The sequence below is a fragment of the Actinoplanes xinjiangensis genome (genome assembly GCF_003148685.1).
GTDB lineage: Bacteria > Actinomycetota > Actinomycetes > Mycobacteriales > Micromonosporaceae > Actinoplanes > Actinoplanes xinjiangensis.
The window spans coordinates 215,924-233,954 of record NZ_QGGR01000003.1 but is presented as its reverse complement, the minus strand read 5'-3'; the positions used below and the strand labels follow the sequence as shown (position 1 = coordinate 233,954).

General features: G+C 70.7%; 19 protein-coding genes. 15 read left to right on the top strand and 4 right to left on the bottom strand.

Annotated features, from left to right (window positions below; all coding sequences use genetic code 11):
• The first annotated feature begins 2 nt into the window (after positions 1–2).
• From BC793_RS08015 to BC793_RS08000, 4 genes are read left to right on the top strand one after another with little or no spacing between them, the layout of a single operon-like run.
• On the top strand, positions 3–623 hold the full coding sequence (locus BC793_RS08015) for a hypothetical protein (RefSeq protein ID WP_109590830.1): 621 nt from the start codon (positions 3–5) through the stop codon (positions 621–623).
• The gene (locus BC793_RS08010; RefSeq protein WP_146246202.1) at positions 620–2,191 is read left to right on the top strand and encodes a hypothetical protein; all 1,572 of its coding nucleotides are present in this window, start codon (positions 620–622) and stop codon (positions 2,189–2,191) included. Before BC793_RS08015 ends, BC793_RS08010 begins: the two co-directional genes overlap by 4 nt.
• The gene (locus BC793_RS08005; protein ID WP_239169706.1) at positions 2,188–3,144 is read left to right on the top strand and encodes a glycosyltransferase family 2 protein; all 957 of its coding nucleotides are present in this window, start codon (positions 2,188–2,190) and stop codon (positions 3,142–3,144) included. The genes BC793_RS08010 and BC793_RS08005 overlap by 4 nt, the downstream gene beginning before the upstream one ends.
• The gene (locus BC793_RS08000) at positions 3,131–3,514 is read left to right on the top strand and encodes a GtrA family protein (RefSeq protein WP_109590826.1); all 384 of its coding nucleotides are present in this window, start codon (positions 3,131–3,133) and stop codon (positions 3,512–3,514) included. The genes BC793_RS08005 and BC793_RS08000 overlap by 14 nt, the downstream gene beginning before the upstream one ends.
• Before the next feature lie 546 nt (positions 3,515–4,060).
• On the opposite strand, the gene BC793_RS07995 is transcribed toward BC793_RS08000, so the two are convergent.
• A complete protein-coding gene (locus tag BC793_RS07995) occupies positions 4,061–5,323 on the bottom strand; it encodes a nucleotide sugar dehydrogenase (RefSeq protein ID WP_109590824.1) in 1,263 nt (420 codons plus the stop codon).
• A 30-nt stretch (positions 5,324–5,353) separates the two neighbouring features.
• Positions 5,354–7,111 (bottom strand): stealth family protein, encoded by a 1,758-nt coding sequence (locus tag BC793_RS07990; RefSeq protein WP_109590822.1) that lies wholly within the window; start codon positions 7,109–7,111, stop codon positions 5,354–5,356.
• A 228-nt stretch (positions 7,112–7,339) separates the two neighbouring features.
• Between BC793_RS07990 and BC793_RS07985 the strand changes: the two genes are divergently transcribed.
• The 4 genes from BC793_RS07985 (at position 7,340) to BC793_RS07970 (ending at position 10,944) form a co-directional block, all read left to right on the top strand.
• Positions 7,340–7,558: a hypothetical protein gene (locus BC793_RS07985; protein ID WP_109590820.1), complete on the top strand. Its 219-nt coding sequence runs from the start codon at positions 7,340–7,342 to the stop codon at positions 7,556–7,558.
• Between the two features lie 64 nt (positions 7,559–7,622).
• On the top strand, positions 7,623–9,179 hold the full coding sequence (gene ffh, locus BC793_RS07980) for a signal recognition particle protein (RefSeq protein WP_109590818.1): 1,557 nt from the start codon (positions 7,623–7,625) through the stop codon (positions 9,177–9,179).
• Between the two features lie 56 nt (positions 9,180–9,235).
• Complete coding sequence (locus BC793_RS07975) at positions 9,236–9,850, top strand: Uma2 family endonuclease (protein ID WP_239169705.1); 615 nt, start codon at positions 9,236–9,238, stop codon at positions 9,848–9,850.
• A 17-nt stretch (positions 9,851–9,867) separates the two neighbouring features.
• Positions 9,868–10,944 carry an amidohydrolase family protein gene (locus tag BC793_RS07970; RefSeq protein ID WP_109590816.1) on the top strand — a complete coding sequence of 359 codons (1,077 nt, stop codon included), beginning with the start codon at positions 9,868–9,870 and terminating at the stop codon, positions 10,942–10,944.
• Between the two features lie 83 nt (positions 10,945–11,027).
• Here BC793_RS07970 and BC793_RS07965 read toward each other — a convergent pair whose 3' ends face one another.
• Positions 11,028–12,530 carry an outer membrane protein assembly factor BamB family protein gene (locus tag BC793_RS07965; RefSeq protein ID WP_109590814.1) on the bottom strand — a complete coding sequence of 501 codons (1,503 nt, stop codon included), beginning with the start codon at positions 12,528–12,530 and terminating at the stop codon, positions 11,028–11,030.
• The gene (locus tag BC793_RS07960; RefSeq protein WP_109590812.1) at positions 12,520–13,023 is read right to left on the bottom strand and encodes a sigma-70 family RNA polymerase sigma factor; all 504 of its coding nucleotides are present in this window, start codon (positions 13,021–13,023) and stop codon (positions 12,520–12,522) included. Before BC793_RS07960 ends, BC793_RS07965 begins: the two co-directional genes overlap by 11 nt.
• 83 nt (positions 13,024–13,106) lie before the next feature.
• Here BC793_RS07960 and proS point away from each other — a divergent pair, with 83 nt between their 5' ends.
• The 7 genes from proS to rplS all read left to right on the top strand — a co-directional run bounded on the left by proS (position 13,107) and on the right by rplS (position 17,907).
• Positions 13,107–14,513, top strand: a complete 1,407-nt coding sequence (gene proS, locus BC793_RS07955) for a proline--tRNA ligase (RefSeq protein ID WP_109590810.1) — start codon at positions 13,107–13,109, stop codon at positions 14,511–14,513.
• Positions 14,514–14,515: 2 nt separating this feature from the next.
• The gene (locus BC793_RS07950) at positions 14,516–15,196 is read left to right on the top strand and encodes a ribonuclease FAU-1 family protein (RefSeq protein ID WP_109590808.1); all 681 of its coding nucleotides are present in this window, start codon (positions 14,516–14,518) and stop codon (positions 15,194–15,196) included.
• Between the two features lie 133 nt (positions 15,197–15,329).
• A complete protein-coding gene (gene rpsP / locus BC793_RS07945; protein ID WP_109590806.1) occupies positions 15,330–15,845 on the top strand; it encodes a 30S ribosomal protein S16 in 516 nt (171 codons plus the stop codon).
• Positions 15,823–16,080: an RNA-binding protein gene (locus BC793_RS07940; protein ID WP_109590804.1), complete on the top strand. Its 258-nt coding sequence runs from the start codon at positions 15,823–15,825 to the stop codon at positions 16,078–16,080. Before rpsP ends, BC793_RS07940 begins: the two co-directional genes overlap by 23 nt.
• A 6-nt stretch (positions 16,081–16,086) precedes the next feature.
• Positions 16,087–16,653 (top strand): ribosome maturation factor RimM, encoded by a 567-nt coding sequence (gene rimM, locus BC793_RS07935; protein ID WP_203896039.1) that lies wholly within the window; start codon positions 16,087–16,089, stop codon positions 16,651–16,653.
• 10 nt (positions 16,654–16,663) lie between these two features.
• Entirely contained in the window at positions 16,664–17,428 is a 765-nt protein-coding gene (gene trmD / locus BC793_RS07930; protein ID WP_109590800.1) for a tRNA (guanosine(37)-N1)-methyltransferase TrmD, read from the top strand.
• A gap of 122 nt (positions 17,429–17,550) precedes the next feature.
• Positions 17,551–17,907: a 50S ribosomal protein L19 gene (gene rplS, locus BC793_RS07925; RefSeq protein WP_109590798.1), complete on the top strand. Its 357-nt coding sequence runs from the start codon at positions 17,551–17,553 to the stop codon at positions 17,905–17,907.
• Positions 17,908–18,031 lie beyond the last annotated feature (124 nt).

Genomic DNA, 18,031 nt, shown 5'->3' with positions numbered 1-18,031 from the left:
TGATGCCCGACGAAGGCGACATGCAGGCCCTGGTCGTGCGGCTGCGCACGATCGAGCAGGAGCGGGACGCGTGGCGGTCCCGCTGCGCCGGCCTGGCCGGGGAACGTGACGAGGAACGGGAGGCGGCCCGGCGGCTGCGCGGCAGTGGGTCGTACCGGCTCGGCCGTGGCCTGGTGACGCTGGCCCGCGATCCGCTGCGGCTGGTGGGCCGGATCCGCCGCGTCCCGCCGGGGCCGCGCCGTAAGACGGTCAAGCGCCCGCTCCAGGCCCGCCTGTACGTGGCGATCGGCCTCGACCTGGACCGGCTCCGCGAGTTCGCGCAGACGGTCCGCCGGCGGGTGCTCGTCGATCCGGACCACCGCGCGGTGATCCTCACCGACAATCCGGAGTTCTCGCTGCTGCGCCGGTCCGGGCTGATCCTGGAGTATCTGCCGGACCGGTCCACGTGGGAGCGGCACCGCCCGGACCACCCGTGGGACGTGGTGCTCTCCGAGCGGCTGTCCCGGCTGTTCGCCGAGCACGACGCGACCGACGTGGTGTTCGTCGACCCGGAGCGGCCGCCGACATTGCCGGAGATGCTGGACACAACTCCGCCGGGCCGCACGTCGTTGCAGCAGTCATGACGGCTCAAACCGTGACGATCCCGGCGGCTCGTGCACCCGAGTCCCCGGAGCCGCCGGCGAACCCGCGGCTGTGGGGCCACATCGCCCGCCGCTGCGTGCTCGTCCCGGCGATCGTCCTGACCCCGCTGCTGGCCGTCGCGCCGTCCCGCGACCACCGGTTCAACGTCTACTGGCACGGCGGCATGTTCCGCGACGACCCGGCCGCGATCGTCTCGCACACCATCGCCAGCGGCGACGCCTACCTGCGGCTCGGCAACTTCCGGCCGCTCGGGCGGATGCTGGAGAAGAGCCTCGACCTGGTCGCCTTCACCGGCATGCAGCAGCTCGGCCTGCCCGCCACGGTGATGCTGCGGGCCGTCTCGATCCTCGCGGCGATCGCGCTCACCCTGGCCGTCGTCGTCTTCGCCGAGAGCGTCCTCAACCGTGGCCGGCTGATCGGCGGCACACCGTCGGCGGTGGCGCTGCTCCTGCCGTACGCGGTCGGCGCCGGTCTCGTCGCCGCCGGCCAGGACAGTACGACCATCCTCTTCGGCGGCCTCTACTTCAGCACCGCAGCCGTCGTCCTGCTGGTCGCCGCCGCGGCCTGCCGGCTCGACCGGCTCCGCTGGTGGAACGGGGTGCTCGCGGTCACCGCCGGCGCCGCCCTCGCGATCTTCAACGAGCCCGCCTACTTCGCCGTCCCCCTCGCCGGAGCCGCGGTCCTGATCCGTGGCCGGTTCGTGCTCGGGGCCGGCCAGCGGCAGCTGCTCGTCTCACCCGGGGTGCGGTTCGCCGGACTGCTCTGGGTCGGCTTCCTGCCGGTCTTCGCCGCGGTCCGGTGGATCATCCGCGGGTTCTGCGCCGACGGCGGCTGCTACCAGGGATCCGACCTGGTCCTCGACGGCCGCTCGATCCTGCTGCTGCCGGTCCGGATGACCGCCTGGCTGCCGCCGCTGCAATGGCGGGCCGCCACCGACGCCGGCACCGGGGACTGGCTGCGCGGTGTGGTTCCGGTCGTGGCGTTCCTGCTGCTGGCGGCGCTCGCCCTGCGTACCCGCAAAGTCCTGGGGGGGGCCGCACGCCCGGCGAACCGGGCGCTGACCGGAATCGCCGCCCTCGCCGTCGTGGTGATCGCGTGCGGCGCCCTGCTCGCCACGCTCAGCGTGGCCGTCCGCGCCGCGATGAGCGGCGCGCAACTGTGGGAGCAGGGCTGGCGCGACTCGGCGCTGACCGTTCCCGGCGGCATGCTGCTCGCCGTCTCGCTGCTGCTCCTCGCCGGCCGCCGGGCCGCCGTCGGCGTCCTGGCCGCGCTGGTGCTGTGCGGTGCCGTCTCGGCCACCGCCAACCGCGCCTACGCCGACGCCACCGCCACCCTGAAGACCGCCCAGCTGGACAACCGGATCGCCGCGGCGATGGGCGGCTTCGAACGGTCCAAGGCCGGCAACACCCGGCGGTGCGCGCTGCTCGACGAGGCCCTCCAGACCAACGGGCACAAGCCGTTCCTCCAGCGCCGCTACACCGAATCGCTGGATGTCGCCGCCCGCACCATGGCCGGCGTCCCGTTCTGCGACCGGGCGGTGCGCCGGTGATCTCGGTGATCGCCCCGATCTACAACGAGGGGCCGGGTGTCGACCGGTTCGTGGCCCGGCTCGCCGAGGTCCTCGAAGCCGCCTCCCTCGATTTCGAGCTGATCCTGGTCGACGACGGCTCCGCCGACGACTCGTGGTCCCGGATCACCGGGCAGGCGCTCGTCGACGCCCGGGTGCGCGGCCTGCGGCTGTCCCGCAACTTCGGCAAGGAAGCCGCCCTGCTCGCCGGCCTGGAGAACGCCACCGGCGACGCCGTCGTGATCATCGACTCGGACCTGCAACACCCGCCGTCCGCGATCCCGGCGATGGTCCGGCGCTGGCAGGAGGGCGCCCAGGTGGTCGAGGCCGTCAAACGCAACCGGACCGGCCAGTCACTCGGCAGCCGGCTCAGCTCCAAACTGTTCAACCGCACGTTCACCCGCTTCACCGGCGTCGACCTGGTCGACGCCACCGACTTCCGGCTCCTCGGCCGCCCCGCCGTCGACGCGCTGCGCCGGATGCCCGAACACTCGTCGTTCTTCCGCGGCACCAGCAGCTGGATCGGCTTCACCCGGGCCACCGTCGAGATCGACATCGACCACCGCGAGGGCGGCACGTCGCGCTGGACCGTGCGCGGCCTGTGCCGGCTCGCCATCAACGGCCTGACGTCCTTCACCTCGGCGCCGTTGCACATGGTGACCCTCGCCGGTTTCGGCTTCGCCGTGTTCGCCGTCATCCTCGGCATCCAGACCCTGGTCCGCTGGATGAGCGGCGGCTCGGTGGCGGGCTTCACCACGGTCATCCTGCTGCTGCTGGTGACCGGCACGTTCGTCCTCATCGGCCTCGGTGTCATCGGCGAATACCTGGCCCGGATCCACGAGGAGGTCCGCGGCCGCCCCCGGTACCTGATCCAGGAGCGCGCCGAATCCACCGTCCCGGAACGCTGGGTGGTTGAACAGCGTGCCGAACGCTGACACCGTCACCCGGATCGCGCGCTACGGCGTGAGCGGCGTACTCAGCGCGCTCACCCATCTCACCGTCGGCCTGGCCGCCGCCGTGCTCCTCGGGCTGCCGCCGGTGCCGGCCTCCACCGCCGGCTTCGCCGCCAGCGTCGCCGTCTCCTACCTGCTCCAGCGCGCGTGGGTCTTCCGGTCCGATGCGGCACATGCGGTTACCGGGCCGCGGTTCCTCACCGTCACGGCTGCGGCCCTCGGCCTCAACACCACGATCCTGTGGGTCGGGGCCGATCTGCTCGGTGGCCCCTATGCGGTGGTCCAGGTTGTCGCGATCCTGCTGATCCCGGGGCTGAACTATCTGCTCAACTCCCGATGGACGTTCACCTGAAACCCCATTTTGTACGGTCTACGCCGAGTGACCGTGGCTGTCCCCGCGAGGTGACTGCCCGCTCCCGGCCTCCAGCGCGCCCGCCGGGCTGATGCGGCGGACCCGCGGGGCAGCCCTCACCTCCGCGTCGCCCGTCCCGCGTCGCCTGTCCCGCGTCGCCCGTCCCGGCCCGTGCTCGACGACTCGCGACGGTCGGGACCGATCGGCTCGGGGGACGACGGGCGCACACATAGCGCGTTTGTGTGCGGGTGTCGTCGCCCTGGGGAGGGTGGACGCGCACGGTCGGTGGATCGTGCGCTTTCGTTGACGTCCTGGCGCGGGCCGGCGCACACGATCGGTGAATGTGTGCGCTGATCGCTGCTTTCGGGGGCGGGTCCCGATGGTGACCACCGCATCCGGCCCGGCGGTCGCGTTTCGGCCGGGAGCCGGGCGGGGCTTGCGGTGACAGGCTCGGTGCCTGGGCTGGTTCGTACAAGAGAAAGCGAGAAGAGCCGAGGGCGCGACCGGGCGGTGAGGGACGCCCCGGCCGCGGGGGTGGTGCACGGGTCAGAGGCGATGCGCCTCCCGAACGGTGGTGACGCCGCGGGTGTCGAAGAAGCGCTTGGCGATGCGGGCCAGCTGGTCCGGGTCGTATTCACGGTGGTTCTGGACCAGGATGACCAGGTCGGCGGCGGCGGCCGCGCCGTGCAGGTCGTCGGTACGGGAGACGGGCACACCGTCGAGTTCCCACGTGGTGACGTGCGGGTCGTGGTAGGCGACGGTCGCGCCGAGGGCGGCCAGGTGGCGGGCGAGTGGCGCGGCGGGGGATTCGCGCTGGTCGGCGATGTTGGCCTTGTAGGTGATGCCGAGCAGCAGGACGGTGGCACCGCGCACCGCGTGACCGTCGGCGTTGAGCAGGTTCTGGGCGCGGCGGGCGACGTACGCCGGCATCGTGGTGTTGATCTCCTGGGCCAGCTCGACGAACCGGAACGGGTAGCCGAGCTTGCTGCGGACGTTGTGGGAGAGGTAGTTCGGGTCGATCGGGATGCAGTGGCCGCCGACCCCCGGCCCGGGATAGAACGCCTGGAAACCGAACGGCTTGGTGGACGCCGCGTGGATCACGTCCCAGAGGTCGATGTCGAGTTCGTGGCAGAACCGGGCCATCTCGTTGACCAGGGCGATGTTGACGTGGCGGTACGTGTTCTCGAGCAGCTTCGCGGTCTCCGCCTCCCGGGTCGAGCGGGTCCGCACCACCGTCTCGACGAAGCGGCCGTAGAACGCCTCGGCCCGGTCGGTGCACGCCGGGGTGTAGCCGCCGACCACCTTCGGGGTGTTGTGGGCGCCGTACACCTCGTTGCCGGGGTCGATCCGTTCCGGCGAGAACGCCAGGTGGAAGTCGATGCCGGCGGTCAGCCCGGAGAGCTGCTCCAGCCGCGGCCGGACCTCCTCGTCGGTGGTGCCCGGGTAGGTGGTGGACTCCAGCACGACGAGCATGCCGGGCCGCAGGTTGCGGCCGATCGCGGAGGTGGCGCCGAGGACGGCCCGCAGGTCCGGCCCGTCACCCTCGGCGAGCGGTGTCGGCACGCAGATGACCGCGGTCCGTGCCTGCCTGATCAGGGCCTCGTCGGAGGTCGGCAGGAAGCCGCCGGCCAGCATCTTCTCCACGTCGGTGTCGCTCAGGTCGTCCACGTGGGAGCGGCCGTCGCCGAGCGAGCGGACCACCGTCTCGTCGATGTCGAAGCCGAGGACCGACATGCCGGCCCGGATCGCCTGCTGTGCCAGTGGCAGCCCGACATACCCGAGGCCGAGGATGACGACGTCGTAGCTCAAGGGAGTCTCCTTCGTGCGAAAGGGCAAAGGTCAGGCGACGGGCGGCAGTGCCATCCCGGGCGGCACCGGGCGGTCGTCCCGGCCGGGACTCGGCTGCCGGGGCGCCGCGATCGGGCGGACGTTGCGGTGCTGCAACTCGAACGGGGACGTGAACGGCAGATACGCCGGGAGGAACTCCGCGACCAGGGCTTCCTGATCGGCGACGGCGGCGCTGTGCACGTCGACGTCGTTGAGGCAGAACGCGTCGACGTCCCGGCTGCGCAACAGCCGGGCCAGTCGCAGCGGCGTCACCGGTTCGGACAGGTCGGTGTACAGGTAGCGGATCCGGCCGGGCGCGGCCTTCCCGGTGAGGTACGCGTAGTACTGCTGCAGCGACGAGAGCAGCGAGATGTCGTCGGGATGCCGGAACTGGTGCCCGGCGGTCGCGGTGACCTGCTCGGCGAACCGTTCCTCGATCTCGGCGATGACGCTGCGCCGCGACGGGTGCGGGGTGTGCATCATCTTGCGGGTCAGCATCCGGCCGAACGTCTCCTGGATGAGCCGCCGGTTGTTCTTGGCGGCCGAGTCGGCGGGCCGGTCGGCGGGGCCGCGGGGCGCGGTGTCGACCCGGGCGGCCGAGGCGAAGAACTTGGTCAGGCCGCCCGGGGTGAAGAACATCTCGGGGGTGACCGGCCGGCCCAGGATCACGTCGTCGTTGAGGTAGAGGAAGTGCTCGGCCAGGCCCGGGATCCGGTGCAGCCGGGACTCGATGGCCTGCGAGTTGAAGGTCGGCAGCCGCCCGGTGTCGCCGAAGATCTCCCGGTGCGAGACCACGGTGAGCCGCGGGTGGGCCCGGTCCAGCCAGGCCGGCGTCTGGTCGTCGGTGACCAGGAAGACCCGGCGCACCCAGGGCGCGAAGCAGTGCAGGGCGCGCAGCGAGTAGCGCAGTTCGTCGCGGCTGGCGAACCGGGAGTCGTTGGCGGCCTGCTCGCTGACCTCGCCGACCCACGGGTTGTCGGCCAGCGCCTGTGCCTTGCGGCGCTGCCAGGCCGGGTCGCTGCCGTCCACCCACGTGTAGACCACGTCGATCGGGAAGTCGACGCGGTCCGGGTCGACGCAGGTGAAGATCCGCCGGGTGCGGTAGCCGGTGGTGTCACCGCGCGCGCTGAACGACCCGAACGCCGTCTCCGGCGCGACCGTGACCGGTTCGGTGACCGGGATCGAGTCGGCGACCGGGTTGCGGCGCGGCGACACCAGCCGGCCGTCCCGTTCGGTCCAGAACTCGACCTCACAGGCCAGGTCGGGCCCGAGCACCAGGCTGCCGCCGGGATCGGTGACCGGCCAGCACACCGCCACCACCTGGGGGTTCTTCCGGCGGCGGCCGGGGCGGACGACCCGCAGTGATCCCCGGTCGTCGGCGACGTGCCGGCGGAGCGCGGCGAGGGCGTCCGGCCGGTCGGCGGCGCGGACCGCCACGGCGGTGCGACCGGCGGCCCGGATCGGCACCCGGAACCAGTCGACGCCGGCCTCGTCGAGCGCCTTGACGACCCGGTCCAGGTTGAGGCGGCGGACCTCGGCGGGGGCGGCCGCCGGGTCGGCGCGGGCGGTCAGGACCCCGGCGGCGGTGCGTACGCGCAGGGTGGCTCCGCCGGCGCCGCGGACCCGTGTGGAGACCAGGGGCATGAAGGTACGGGCGACCCCCAGCCGCCGTTCCGGGGCGACGCGCGGCAGGACACGCGCCTCGACCGTCTCGAAGACCCGCCGTCGGACCGGCCAGGGGGCCAGCCGCAGGACCTGTCGCAGCGCCACGCCGTCGTCCTTTCGCCGCTCATCCGCCGAGGGTTCAACGTCCAGGATCAGAGCGAAGTTGCGGTCTATATCCCCTTAAGTGCGTTATACGACTTCGGTGCGCCCGGCGTGCCGCAACGTGCCGACCTCACCCCTAGGGGGAACGCATGGGGGTCTCGGCCGATGCGGGCCGTTGCGCCGGAAGGGCATGGTGGAAGGGTGATTTCCGACGACGGCGGGAGGCCGGCGATGGGTAGGGCGATCGCATTCCTGGTGGGACTGGTCGCGGTGGGCTGGGTGGCCAGCTGGCTGCTCGGACCACTGCTCTGGTATCTGTTCGTGGGCGCGCTGGTGCTGGGCGGCGGCGCCGTCCTCTACGCGGCGGTCCGGCGCTCGCTGGCTCCGGGCACCCGCACTCAGCGGCGCATCGAGGCGGCCGCACGCACCTACCGCATGCGGAACCGGTGAGGCAGCGACGGTACGGCTAGGCTTGCGGTCGACGTGACCATTCAGACCAACGGGAAGTCGCACCGTGTTTGACACTTTGAGTGACCGCCTCTCCGGGATCTTCGGCAAGCTCCGCGGCAAGGGCAAGCTCACTGATGCCGACATCGACGCCACCGCACGCGAGATCCGTCTCGCGCTGCTGGAGGCGGATGTCGCGCTGCCCGTGGTCAAGGCGTTCATCGCCAACCTGCGTGAGCGGGCTCGCGGCGCCGAGGTCTCCCAGGCCCTCAACCCGGCCCAGCAGATCATCAAGATCGTCAACGAGGAGCTCATCGAGATCCTCGGCGGCGAGGGGCGGCGGCTGCAGTTCGCCAAGCAGCCGCCGACGGTGATCATGCTGGCCGGTCTCCAGGGTTCGGGTAAGACGACGCTCGCCGGCAAGCTGGCCCGCTGGCTGAAGGGCCAGGGTCACCAGCCCCTGCTGGTCGCCTGTGACCTCCAGCGCCCCAACGCCGTCAACCAGCTCCAGGTGCTCGCCCAGCGCGCCGGGGTGGACGTCTACGCCCCGCAGCCGGGCAACGGTGTCGGTGACCCGGTCCAGGTCGCGCGCGACTCGATCGAGCACGCGAAGCGGGCGGCGAAGGACATCGTCATCGTCGACACCGCCGGCCGCCTCGGCATCGACGCCGAGATGATGCAGCAGGCCGCCGACATCCGGTCCGCCGTCGACCCGGACGAGGTCATCTTCGTCATCGACGCGATGGTCGGCCAGGACGCGGTGCGCACCGCCGAGGCGTTCCGCGACGGCGTCGGCATCACCGGCGTGGTCCTCTCCAAGCTCGACGGTGACGCCCGCGGTGGCGCGGCGCTCTCCGTCCGGCACGTCACCGGCCAGCCCATCCTCTTCGCGTCGACCGGCGAGAAACTGGAGGACTTCGACGTCTTCCACCCGGACCGGATGGCCGGCCGGATCCTCGACATGGGCGACCTCCTGACCCTCATCGAGCAGGCCGAGCAGGCCTTCGACGAGGACCAGAAGGAGAAGATGGCCAGCAAGCTGCTCGGTGGCGAGCAGTTCACGCTGGAGGACTTCCTGGACCAGCTGATCGCGGTCCGCCGGATGGGCCCGATCGCCAACATCATCGGCATGATGCCCGGCATGGGCCAGCTCAAGGGCCAGCTCGACGAGCTCGACGACAGCCACTTCGACCGGGTCACCGCGATCATCCGCTCGATGACCCCGGGCGAGCGCACCAACCCGAAGATCATCAACGGCTCCCGGCGACTGCGTATCGCCAACGGCTCCGGCGTCACCGTCATGGACGTCAATCAGCTGCTCAACCGCTTCACCGACGCGCAGAAGATGATGAAGCAGATGACCGGGATGATGGGCCTGCCCGGCGGCCGCCGCAGCGCGACGAAGAGCTCGAAGAACAAGCGCAAGGGCGGCAAGGGTGGCAACCGGCCGCGGGTCGGCGGGCGTCCGGGTGGGATGCCCGGCGGGTTCCCGGGGGGCATGCCGCAGCTGCCGCCGGGGCTGGACCCGGGTGCGCTCGGTGGGGGTCCGGGTGTGCCGCCCGGCTTCAAGCTGCCGAAGCTCGACTTCAACAAGCTGAACAAGCCCAAGGACGACAACCGTTGATGATGGGCTAGTCACGGTTCAAGTTGTATTGCGCTAACTGTCAAGAGGCTAGTAGCGTGGGCGGCGATCCCAGTGAGGAGAAGCTGATGACCGCCGCCCTTCGGTTGCCTGATAAGCGCGACTGGACCGTTGAAGATCTCGCCAGTCTTCCTGAGGTGCTCCGCTATGAGCTGATCGACGGAAGGCTGGTCTTGCCGTCTCCGACCCCTTTCCAGCGGGTGCTCGGCTATCAACTGGCGACGATGCTGCGTCCGAATTGTCCGGCCACCTACGTGCCGGTTCCGGATCTGTCGCTTGACATCGATTGCCGGAGTGAGCTGCGTCCCGATGTTGTGGTGGTGCATGAGCGCTACATGACGCGCTCACCCGTGCCGATCGATGGCGCGATGCTCGTTGTGGAGATCATCTCCCCGACCTCGCGCTTCCAGGACATGTATGCGAAGACCAGGGTCTACGCGGCTGCGAGGGTCGACGACTACTGGGTCGTCGACCCGACGTTCGGGGAGGGTGTGGAGCTGACGATCTTCCGGCCGGGTCGGTCCGGTGAGTATGAGATGACCCTGAGTACCAACAAGGCCCTCGACACGGACGTGCCGTATCCGATCACCATCGATGTGCCCGCGCTGACCGCGCTGCGCGACAAATACCTCGCCGCACGGGACGACGCCTGATCCGGTAGGACTTACCCATGGCGTTTCATGTGCGTGGGACGGTTCTGCCGGACGGTGAGGTCCGGGATCTGTGGCTGGTGGGAGATCGGGTCACCTACGAGCCGGTGGCCGGGGCCGAGACGATCAGTGACGGCGGGTTCGTCGTGCCGGGGCTCGTCGACGCGCACTGCCACCTCGGCATCGCCTTCGGGGCGAAACCGATCGAGAGTGTCGACCAGGCCCGTGAGCTGGCCGTCATCGACCGCGACGCGGGTGTTCTGGCCCTGCGGGACGCGGGTTCCCCTTTTCCGTACCCCGAATTGGACGACGAACCGGGCGTGCCCCGCCTGGCCCGCGCCGGGCGCCACGTCGCCGCCCCTCGCCGCTATCTGCGGGACATCGGCGTCGAGGTGGCCGGTGACCAGGTCGCCGCGGCCGTCACCGCGCAGGCGAAGGCCGGCACCGGCTGGGTGAAGCTGGTCGGCGACTGGATCGACCGCGGCGTCGGCGACCTGGCCCCCAGCTGGGACGCCGCGACCATGACCGCCGCCGTCGAGGCCGCCCACGCGGCCGGGGCGCGGGCGGCGGTGCACACGTTCTCCGAGGAGGGCGTGGAGATCATGGTGCGGGCCGGGGTCGACTCGGTGGAGCACGGCACCGGACTCACCCTGGACCTGATCGACGAGATGGCCCGCCGCGGGACCGCCCTGGTGCCCACGATGATCAACATCCGGACGTTCGGGAAGATCGCCGACTCCGCACGCGGCAAGTTCGACGGGTACGCCGATCACATGCTCGCCCTGCGCGACCGGTTCCCGTCCGTCGTCCTCGCCGCCCACGAGGCCGGCGTGCCGATCTACGTCGGCACCGACGCCGGCGGCGGCATCCGGCACGGCCTGGCCGCCGAGGAGATGCTCTACCTGCACGAGGCCGGCATCCCCGCGGTCGACGTGCTGGCCGCCGCCTCGTGGCGGGCGCGGGAGTGGCTGGGCTTCCCCGGCCTGGTCGAAGGCGGCCTCGCCGACCTGGTGGTCTACGAGACCGACCCGCGCGCCGACCTGCGGGTGGTCCGGGCGCCCCGCCGGATCGTGCTGCGGGGCGCCGTCATCACATGATCAGCGGCGCCGCAAGGGCGGCCGCTGATTCAGCGCCGGGCCAGGTGCCCGCTGAATGAGCGGCCGAAAGGCGGCCCGCTGGTTCAGCGGTTGAAGCGCCAGATCCACAACTCCTGGCCGGTGGGGCAGGTGAGGATCTCCTCGTTCCAGTCGCAGCGACCGGAGATCTCCGGGATGACGCCCAGTTCGACCTTCTGGTAGTCGACCGTGGAGACACCGCGGACCGTGAACCTCCGGTCCCCGGCGTCCTGGCTCATGGACAGCGCGTTGCCGTCGTCGACGAACCCGCCGACCCCGTAGTCGGAGTAGCGGGCCTCACCGTTCTCGTCGTAGAGGGTGGTCGCCTTCTCACCGGTGCCGCTGGTCAGGATGCGGCCGACCCGCATCGAGTTCTCGCCGTGGCGTGGCACCGCACCGGTCGTCCGGAGCACCTTCCCGGACTTCGCGTCGATCAGGACGATCCGGGCCTCCGACCGCTCCTCGGTGATCGGGCGGTCCTCGATGACGCAGAGGCGGTCGCGCCCGCAGGCGAAGTGGGCCGCGTAGCTCCACGAGTCCCCCGCCCGGTACTGGTAGAGGATCCGGTCCAGGGAGGCGACCCCGATGAGGTCGCCGACCCGGACCTGGGCGTAGGCCGTCCCCTCGTAGGCGATGAGCTGTTCGGCGTTCGGGCGGCCCGATGCCGTCGACCGCACCTCGCCGGTCCGGATGTCCCGGATCGTGACCTTCCCCGACCTGCTCATGTCGACCAGCCGGTCGTCGGTGTACGGGATGGCGTCCGCCGTGTCCGGCCCGCCGAGGGCCCAGGTGGTCCCGTCGGCGTCGTCGTTGCCGTCCGCCTCGACCCGCATGCCGCTGATCAGCCGCGGCGGCGCCGGGACGAGCGATGACGTGTCGCCCGGGGTGTGACCGGGCGGCGCGGTCCACAGTTTCCGTCCGGTGTCCAGGTCGTATCCCTCGATCGCGGTCGTCTCGCCGACCAGCCGGACCAGCACGTCCTCGTGCAGGACGAACCGGTCGTGGTCGGTGTGCGGCAGTTCCCACGTCTTCTCGCCGGTGACCGCGTCGTGGAACTCCAGGATCCGGGCGGCCGGTTCGAGTACCGCCTCGGACTGCGACGCCAGCTCCCGCAGCAGCATCACCACCGTGGACGTGGTGGCGACTCCCCGGTAGTAGCTCTCCCGGCCGGTGATCCGCCAGAGGGTCGCACCGGTCCGGGCGTCGAGGGCGACGGTCTCGTGGCCGCCGTTCCCGTCGGAGGAGAAGCCGATCACCCGCTCCCCGGCGATCCGGGTGTTGTTCCACATCCGGCCGTCGGCGATCCGCAGCGGCTCACCGACCGGTGCCAGGCCACGGAGCCGGGCCGGATCGGTCGCCGGCAGCAGCGGCTCCGGTGTCGTGTGCGGCCGGTTGAGGGCCAGGCCGGTTCCGGCGACGACCACAACGACCGCGGCGGCGGCCAGGGCGGCCACGCCACGGGCGCGGCGCTGCCGGCCGCGTTGCCGGGCGTGTTCGACACCGGCGAGCGGGATCGCGTCGGCCTGCCGGCTCAGCGTGGTGAACAGGTCGTCCAGGTCAGCGGGCACGGCGGGCCACCTCCTCCTTCTGCTTGGCCGAGGGGTCGTCCAGGGCGGCCGCGAGCAGCGTGCGGCCCCGGAACAGCCACGACTTGACGGTGTTGGGTGCCGCGCCGGTCTCGGTGGCGATGTCGGCGATCGACCGGTCCAGCAGGTAGTGCAGGGCCATCGCCCGGCGTACCTTCTCCGGCAGGTCGCGCATCGCTTGTACCAGCAGCACCACGTCTTCGGACGGTGGGCTGACCGACGGCAGCGGTGGTTCGGCGGCGGCCCGTGCCCGGCGGATGCCGAGCCGGCGCCACCGGTCCGCGGACAGCCGGTTCACCACCAGCCGCAGCCAGGCTTCCGGGTCGTCGTACCCGGACAGGCGCCGCCACCGTTGCCAGGCGCGCGCATACGCCTCCTGGACCAGGTCCTGCGCCTCCACCGGGTCGCCGGTGAGCCCGTAGGCGTACCGGGCCAGCCGCCGGGCGGTATCCCGGTAGAAGTCATCGAAGTCCATCCGTCACCCCGTCTTTCTCCGATGAGGGACACGGGATGCCCACCCGGCTGGTTGCAGGCCGGTCAGGACTACGATGCTTCCTCATGGCTCGCGTGCTCACTCCCCGTGCGGAGGATTTCCCCCGCTGGTATCAGGACCTCATCGCCAAGGCGCAGCTCGCCGACAACGGCCCGGTGCGCGGCACGATGGTGATCCGCCCGGTCGGCTACGCGATCTGGGAGCGCATGCAGGCCGACATGGACGCCCGCATCAAGGAGCAGGGCGTCCAGAACGCCTACTTCCCGCTCTTCATCCCGGAGAACTATCTGCGCCGTGAGGCCGACCACGTCGAGGGCTTCTCGCCGGAGCTGGCCGTGGTCACCCACGCCGGCGGCAAGGAGCTCGCCGAGCCGCTGGTCGTGCGCCCCACCAGTGAGACCGTGATCGGCGAGTTCATGGCCAAGTGGGTCGACTCGTATCGTGATCTTCCCCTGCTGCTCAACCAGTGGGCCAACGTGGTCCGGTGGGAGCTGCGCCCGCGCACCTTCCTGCGCACCACCGAGTTCCTCTGGCAGGAGGGCCACACCGCGCACGCCACCGAGGCCGACGCCCGGGAGCACGCCCGCGACATCCACAAGAACGTCTACGAGGCGTTCATGACCGAGATCCTGGCCATCCCGGTCATCCCGGGGCGCAAGACCCGGGGTGAGCGGTTCGCCGGCGCCACCAACACGATGACCGTCGAGGCCATGATGGGCGACGGCAAGGCGCTGCAGATGGGCACCTCGCACGAGCTGGGGCAGAACTTCGCGAAGGCGTTCGACATCACCTACTCGTCCGCCGAGCGGACCGTCGAGCACGCGTGGACGACCTCGTGGGGCACCTCGACCCGGATGCTCGGCGGCCTGATCATGGTGCACGGCGACGACAACGGCCTGCGGCTTCCGCCGCGGCTCGCGCCGGTCCAGGTCCAGGTCATGGTGGTCAAGGCGGGCGAGGGCGTCGCCGAGGCGGCGGCCCAGCTGGTCAAGGACCTCAAGACCGCGGGTGTACGGGTGAAGCTCGACGACCGCGCGGACATCCCGTTCGGCCGTCGCGCGGTGGACGCGGAACTGCAGGGCATCCCGATCCGGATCGAGGTCGGCCCGCGCGACCTGGCGAACGGCAACGCCGTGGTGGCCCGCCGGATCGACGGCACCAAGTCGCCGATCCCGCTGGCCGAGGTGGCGAACGCCGTGGTGGCCGCCCTCAAGGCCGACCAGCAGCGCCTCTACGACGACGCCCTGGCGTTCCGGGTGGAGCGCACCGTCGAGGTGAAGACGCTCGGCGAGGCGATCGAGGCGTCGCAGACCGGGTTCGCCCGGGTGCCGTGGTCGGCGGTCGGCGAGGCCGGTGAGAAGGAGGCGAACGGCAAGGCGGTCACGGTGCGCTGCCTCACCCGCGAGGACGGTTCGATGCCGGAGTCGGACGAGGAGCCGGACCTGATCGCCTACCTGGGTCGTTCGTACTGAGCGTGCGCTTCGAACCGGGTCGGCTGATCCTCCATCGCGACACCCATCACGGCCGGATCGCCTTCGTGCATCCCGGCCGGGTGATCTCGGACGACGACCGTGGGCTGCTCATCTGGGTGGCCCGCGGCTCGGTCATCGCCGTGGAGACGACTCTGGACGGCCGGTTCCCGCGGGATCTGGCGTTCCCCGACTGGATGGCCGCGCCCCGCGCCCCGCGGACCGCGCAGTGGCGTGGCCCGGGGGTGCTGCGGTTCTTCCCGCCGGGCGAGAACCACTCGGTCTGGTTCTTCCGGGACGACGAGGGCGAGTTCACCGGGTACTACGTCAACCTGGAGGAGAGCGCGGTCCGCTGGGACGACGGTGACGTCGCCGGGATCGACGTGATCGACCAGGACCTCGACATCGTGGCCGGCCGTGATCGGGTGTGGCGGTGGAAGGACGAGGACGATTTCGCCGAGCGCCTGGCCTTCCCGGAGCTGTACTGGGTGCCCGACGAGGCGGCGGTGTGGGCCGAGGGCCGGCGGGTGATCACCCGGATCGAGGCGGGGGTGTTCCCCTTCGACGGCACCTGGACGGATTTCCGTCCGGATCCGTCCTGGGGCGCACCCACCGAGCTGCCGTCCGGCTGGGACCGGCCGGTGGTGGCCCGGTTGGGAGACCCGCGCGTTCGTCTGGCAGAATGATTAGCTGGTATCCGGCATGCGACAGGCGCCCTCTAACCCCTGATCGCGATGCCAGTCCATGAGACATCGGTCCCGCAATCCCCACGTGGGTTCCGTTCGGCTCAACCACGCAGTCATCAGGAGCGAATAAACCGTGGCCGTTAAGATCCGGCTCCTGCGGATGGGCAAGATCCGCAACCCGCAGTACCGCATCGTCGTCGCCGACTCGCGCACCAAGCGCGACGGCCGCGCCATCGAGTACATCGGCATCTACCAGCCGAAGGAACACCCCTCGGTCATCGAGGTGAAGTCCGAGCGCGTTCAGTACTGGCTGTCCGTCGGCGCCCAGCCGTCCGAGCCGGTGCAGCGCATCCTGGAGAAGACCGGCGACTGGCAGAAGTTCAAGGGTCTGCCCGCTCCGCCGCCGCTGCTGGTCGCGCCGAGCAAGCAGAGCAAGTCCGAGGTCTACGAGGCCGAGGCCAAGGCTGCCGCCGGTCTGACCGAGACCAAGCCGGCCACCCAGAGCAAGTCGGCGAAGAAGGCCGCCGCTCCGGAGGTCGCCGAGGCTCGCCCGGCCGACACCAAGCCGGCCGACCCGGCCGAGCCGAACCGCGAGGCTGTCGCCGAGACTGCACAGGACCCGGCCGGTGCCGGCGCCGACGCAAGCTGACGGGGCGCTCCGGCCCGCGCTGGAGCACCTCGTCAAGGGCATCGTCGACAACCCGGCCGACGTCCGGGTTCGTCTGGTCGACTCGCGCCGTGGCAAGCGGCTCGAGGTCCGTGTGCACCCGGAGGACCTGGGAACGGTCATCGGGCGCGGCGGGCGTACGGCCAAGGCCCTGCGTCAGGTGATCGGCTCGATCGGCGGTCGTGGCATCCGGGTCGACATCGTCGACGCGTACTGATCGATGCTGCTCGTCGTCGGCCAGATCGGTAAACCGCACGGCATCCGGGGCGAGGTCACGGTGGTCGTGCGGACCGACGAGCCCGAGGAACGCTTCACCGCCGGATCGGTGTTCATCACGGAGGTCCCCCGGGACCGCCGGGTGAGCGCCGGCCCGGCGGCCGCGCCCGCTCCCGGTGCTCGCTTCGAAGTCCCGAAAGAACTCGTCCTCGAGTCGATCCGCTGGCATCAGGGCCGCGGGATCGCCGTCTTCGAGGGCATCCACGACCGCAACGTCGCCGAGGCGTTGAAGGGCGTGTACCTCCAGGTGGACAGCGCCGGTCTGGCGCCGCCGGAGGACCCGGAGGAGTTCCACGACCACCAGCTCGTCGGGCTGCGCGTGGAGTCGGTGTCCGGCGAGGAACACGGCACGGTGCAGCGCATCGAGCACGCGCCCTCCTCGGACCTGATCGTGCTCGCCAAGAAGGACGGCGGGACGGCTCTGATCCCGTTCGTCACCGCGATGGTCCCGACCGTGGACCTGCGTGGTGGCCGGATCGTCGTCGACCTCCCGGAAGGCCTGCTCGACCTGTGAGGGCCCGCCTGTGAAGGTCGACATCATCTCGATCTTCCCGGACTACTTCGCGCCTCTCGATCTGTCACTGATCGGCAAGGCGCGGACCACCGGGACCCTCGATCTCACCGTGCACGATCTGCGTAAATGGACCTATGACGTGCACCGCACGGTGGACGACAGTCCGTACGGCGGTGGTCCCGGCATGGTGATGCGACCCGAACCCTGGGGTGAGGCGCTGGACGCCGTCGCGTCGCCGGGGGCGGCTCTGGTCGTACCGTCGCCGGTCGGGAAACCCTTCACCCAGGCCGACGCCCACCGGCTCGCCGGCCTGGAGCACCTGGTCTTCGCCTGTGGTCGCTACGAGGGCATCGACCAGCGGGTGATCGACGACGCCGCCGACCGGATGCCGGTGCACGAGGTGTCGCTCGGTGACTACGTGCTCTTCGGCGGCGAGGTCGCGGTCATCGTGATCATGGAGGCGATCACCCGGCTGCTGCCCGGGGTGCTCGGCAACGCCGACTCGCTGACCGAGGAGTCGCACGCGGCCGGCCTGCTGGAGGCCCCGGTCTACACCAAGCCGCAGTCCTGGCGCGGCCGTGAGGTGCCGGACGTGCTGCGGTCCGGCGACCACGGCCGGATCGCCCGCTGGCGGCGTGAGCAGAGCCTGCTGCGCACCGCCGACCGCCGCCCCGACATGTATGCCGCCTACCCTCCGGATCTCCTCGACAAGAAGGACCGGAAAGCCCTTGATGAGGCCGGATTACAGCTCCCGCCTCCGGGTGTGGCAAAGTAATGAGGTTGCCGTGCTCATCCACACCGTGAGGTGAGTACGAGGATCCTCAGGAGTGGCGGGGGATCAGCATTGCCCATTCGCGCACCGAACTCACGGTGCGCTCTGAGTACGAGGATGCAGCGATGAACACGCTGGACGCTATCGACGCCCAGTCGCAGCGCACCGACCTCCCGGATTTCCGGGCCGGTGACACGCTCAAGGTGCACGCCCGGGTCGTCGAAGGTAACCGGTCCCGTGTCCAGGTCTTCCAGGGCGTCGTGATCGCCCGCCAGGGTGCCGCCCTGCGGGAGACCTTCAAGATCCGCAAGATCAGCTTCGGCGTCGGCGTCGAGCGGACCTACCCGCTCAACAGCCCGGCGATCGACCGGATCGAGGTTCTCACCCGTGGTGACGTCCGCCGCGCCAAGCTCTACTACCTGCGTGAGCTGCGTGGCAAGAAGGCGAAGATCAAGGAGCTTCGGGAGAAGCAGTCCGTCTGATCTCCGCGGTGTTTCCGGGACGGGCCCGAGCGAACTAAGCTTGCGCCCGTGCCGGACGCGCTGTAGGTGAACCATTCCAGTCCTACCGCCCGTAACTCTCCCTAGCCGGGAAACTCGGGCGGTA

Coding starts and splice junctions, on each gene's coding strand:
- proS (WP_109590810.1), top strand. CDS start 13,107: ATGGCTCGCGTGCTCACTCCCCGTGCGGAGGATTTCCCCCGCTGGTAT.
- BC793_RS07970 (WP_109590816.1), top strand. CDS start 9,868: ATGGCGTTTCATGTGCGTGGGACGGTTCTGCCGGACGGTGAGGTCCGG.
- BC793_RS08010 (WP_146246202.1), top strand. CDS start 620: ATGACGGCTCAAACCGTGACGATCCCGGCGGCTCGTGCACCCGAGTCC.
- BC793_RS07985 (WP_109590820.1), top strand. CDS start 7,340: ATGGGTAGGGCGATCGCATTCCTGGTGGGACTGGTCGCGGTGGGCTGG.
- rplS (WP_109590798.1), top strand. CDS start 17,551: ATGAACACGCTGGACGCTATCGACGCCCAGTCGCAGCGCACCGACCTC.
- BC793_RS07960 (WP_109590812.1), bottom strand. CDS start 13,023: ATGGACTTCGATGACTTCTACCGGGATACCGCCCGGCGGCTGGCCCGG.
- BC793_RS08015 (WP_109590830.1), top strand. CDS start 3: ATGCCCGACGAAGGCGACATGCAGGCCCTGGTCGTGCGGCTGCGCACG.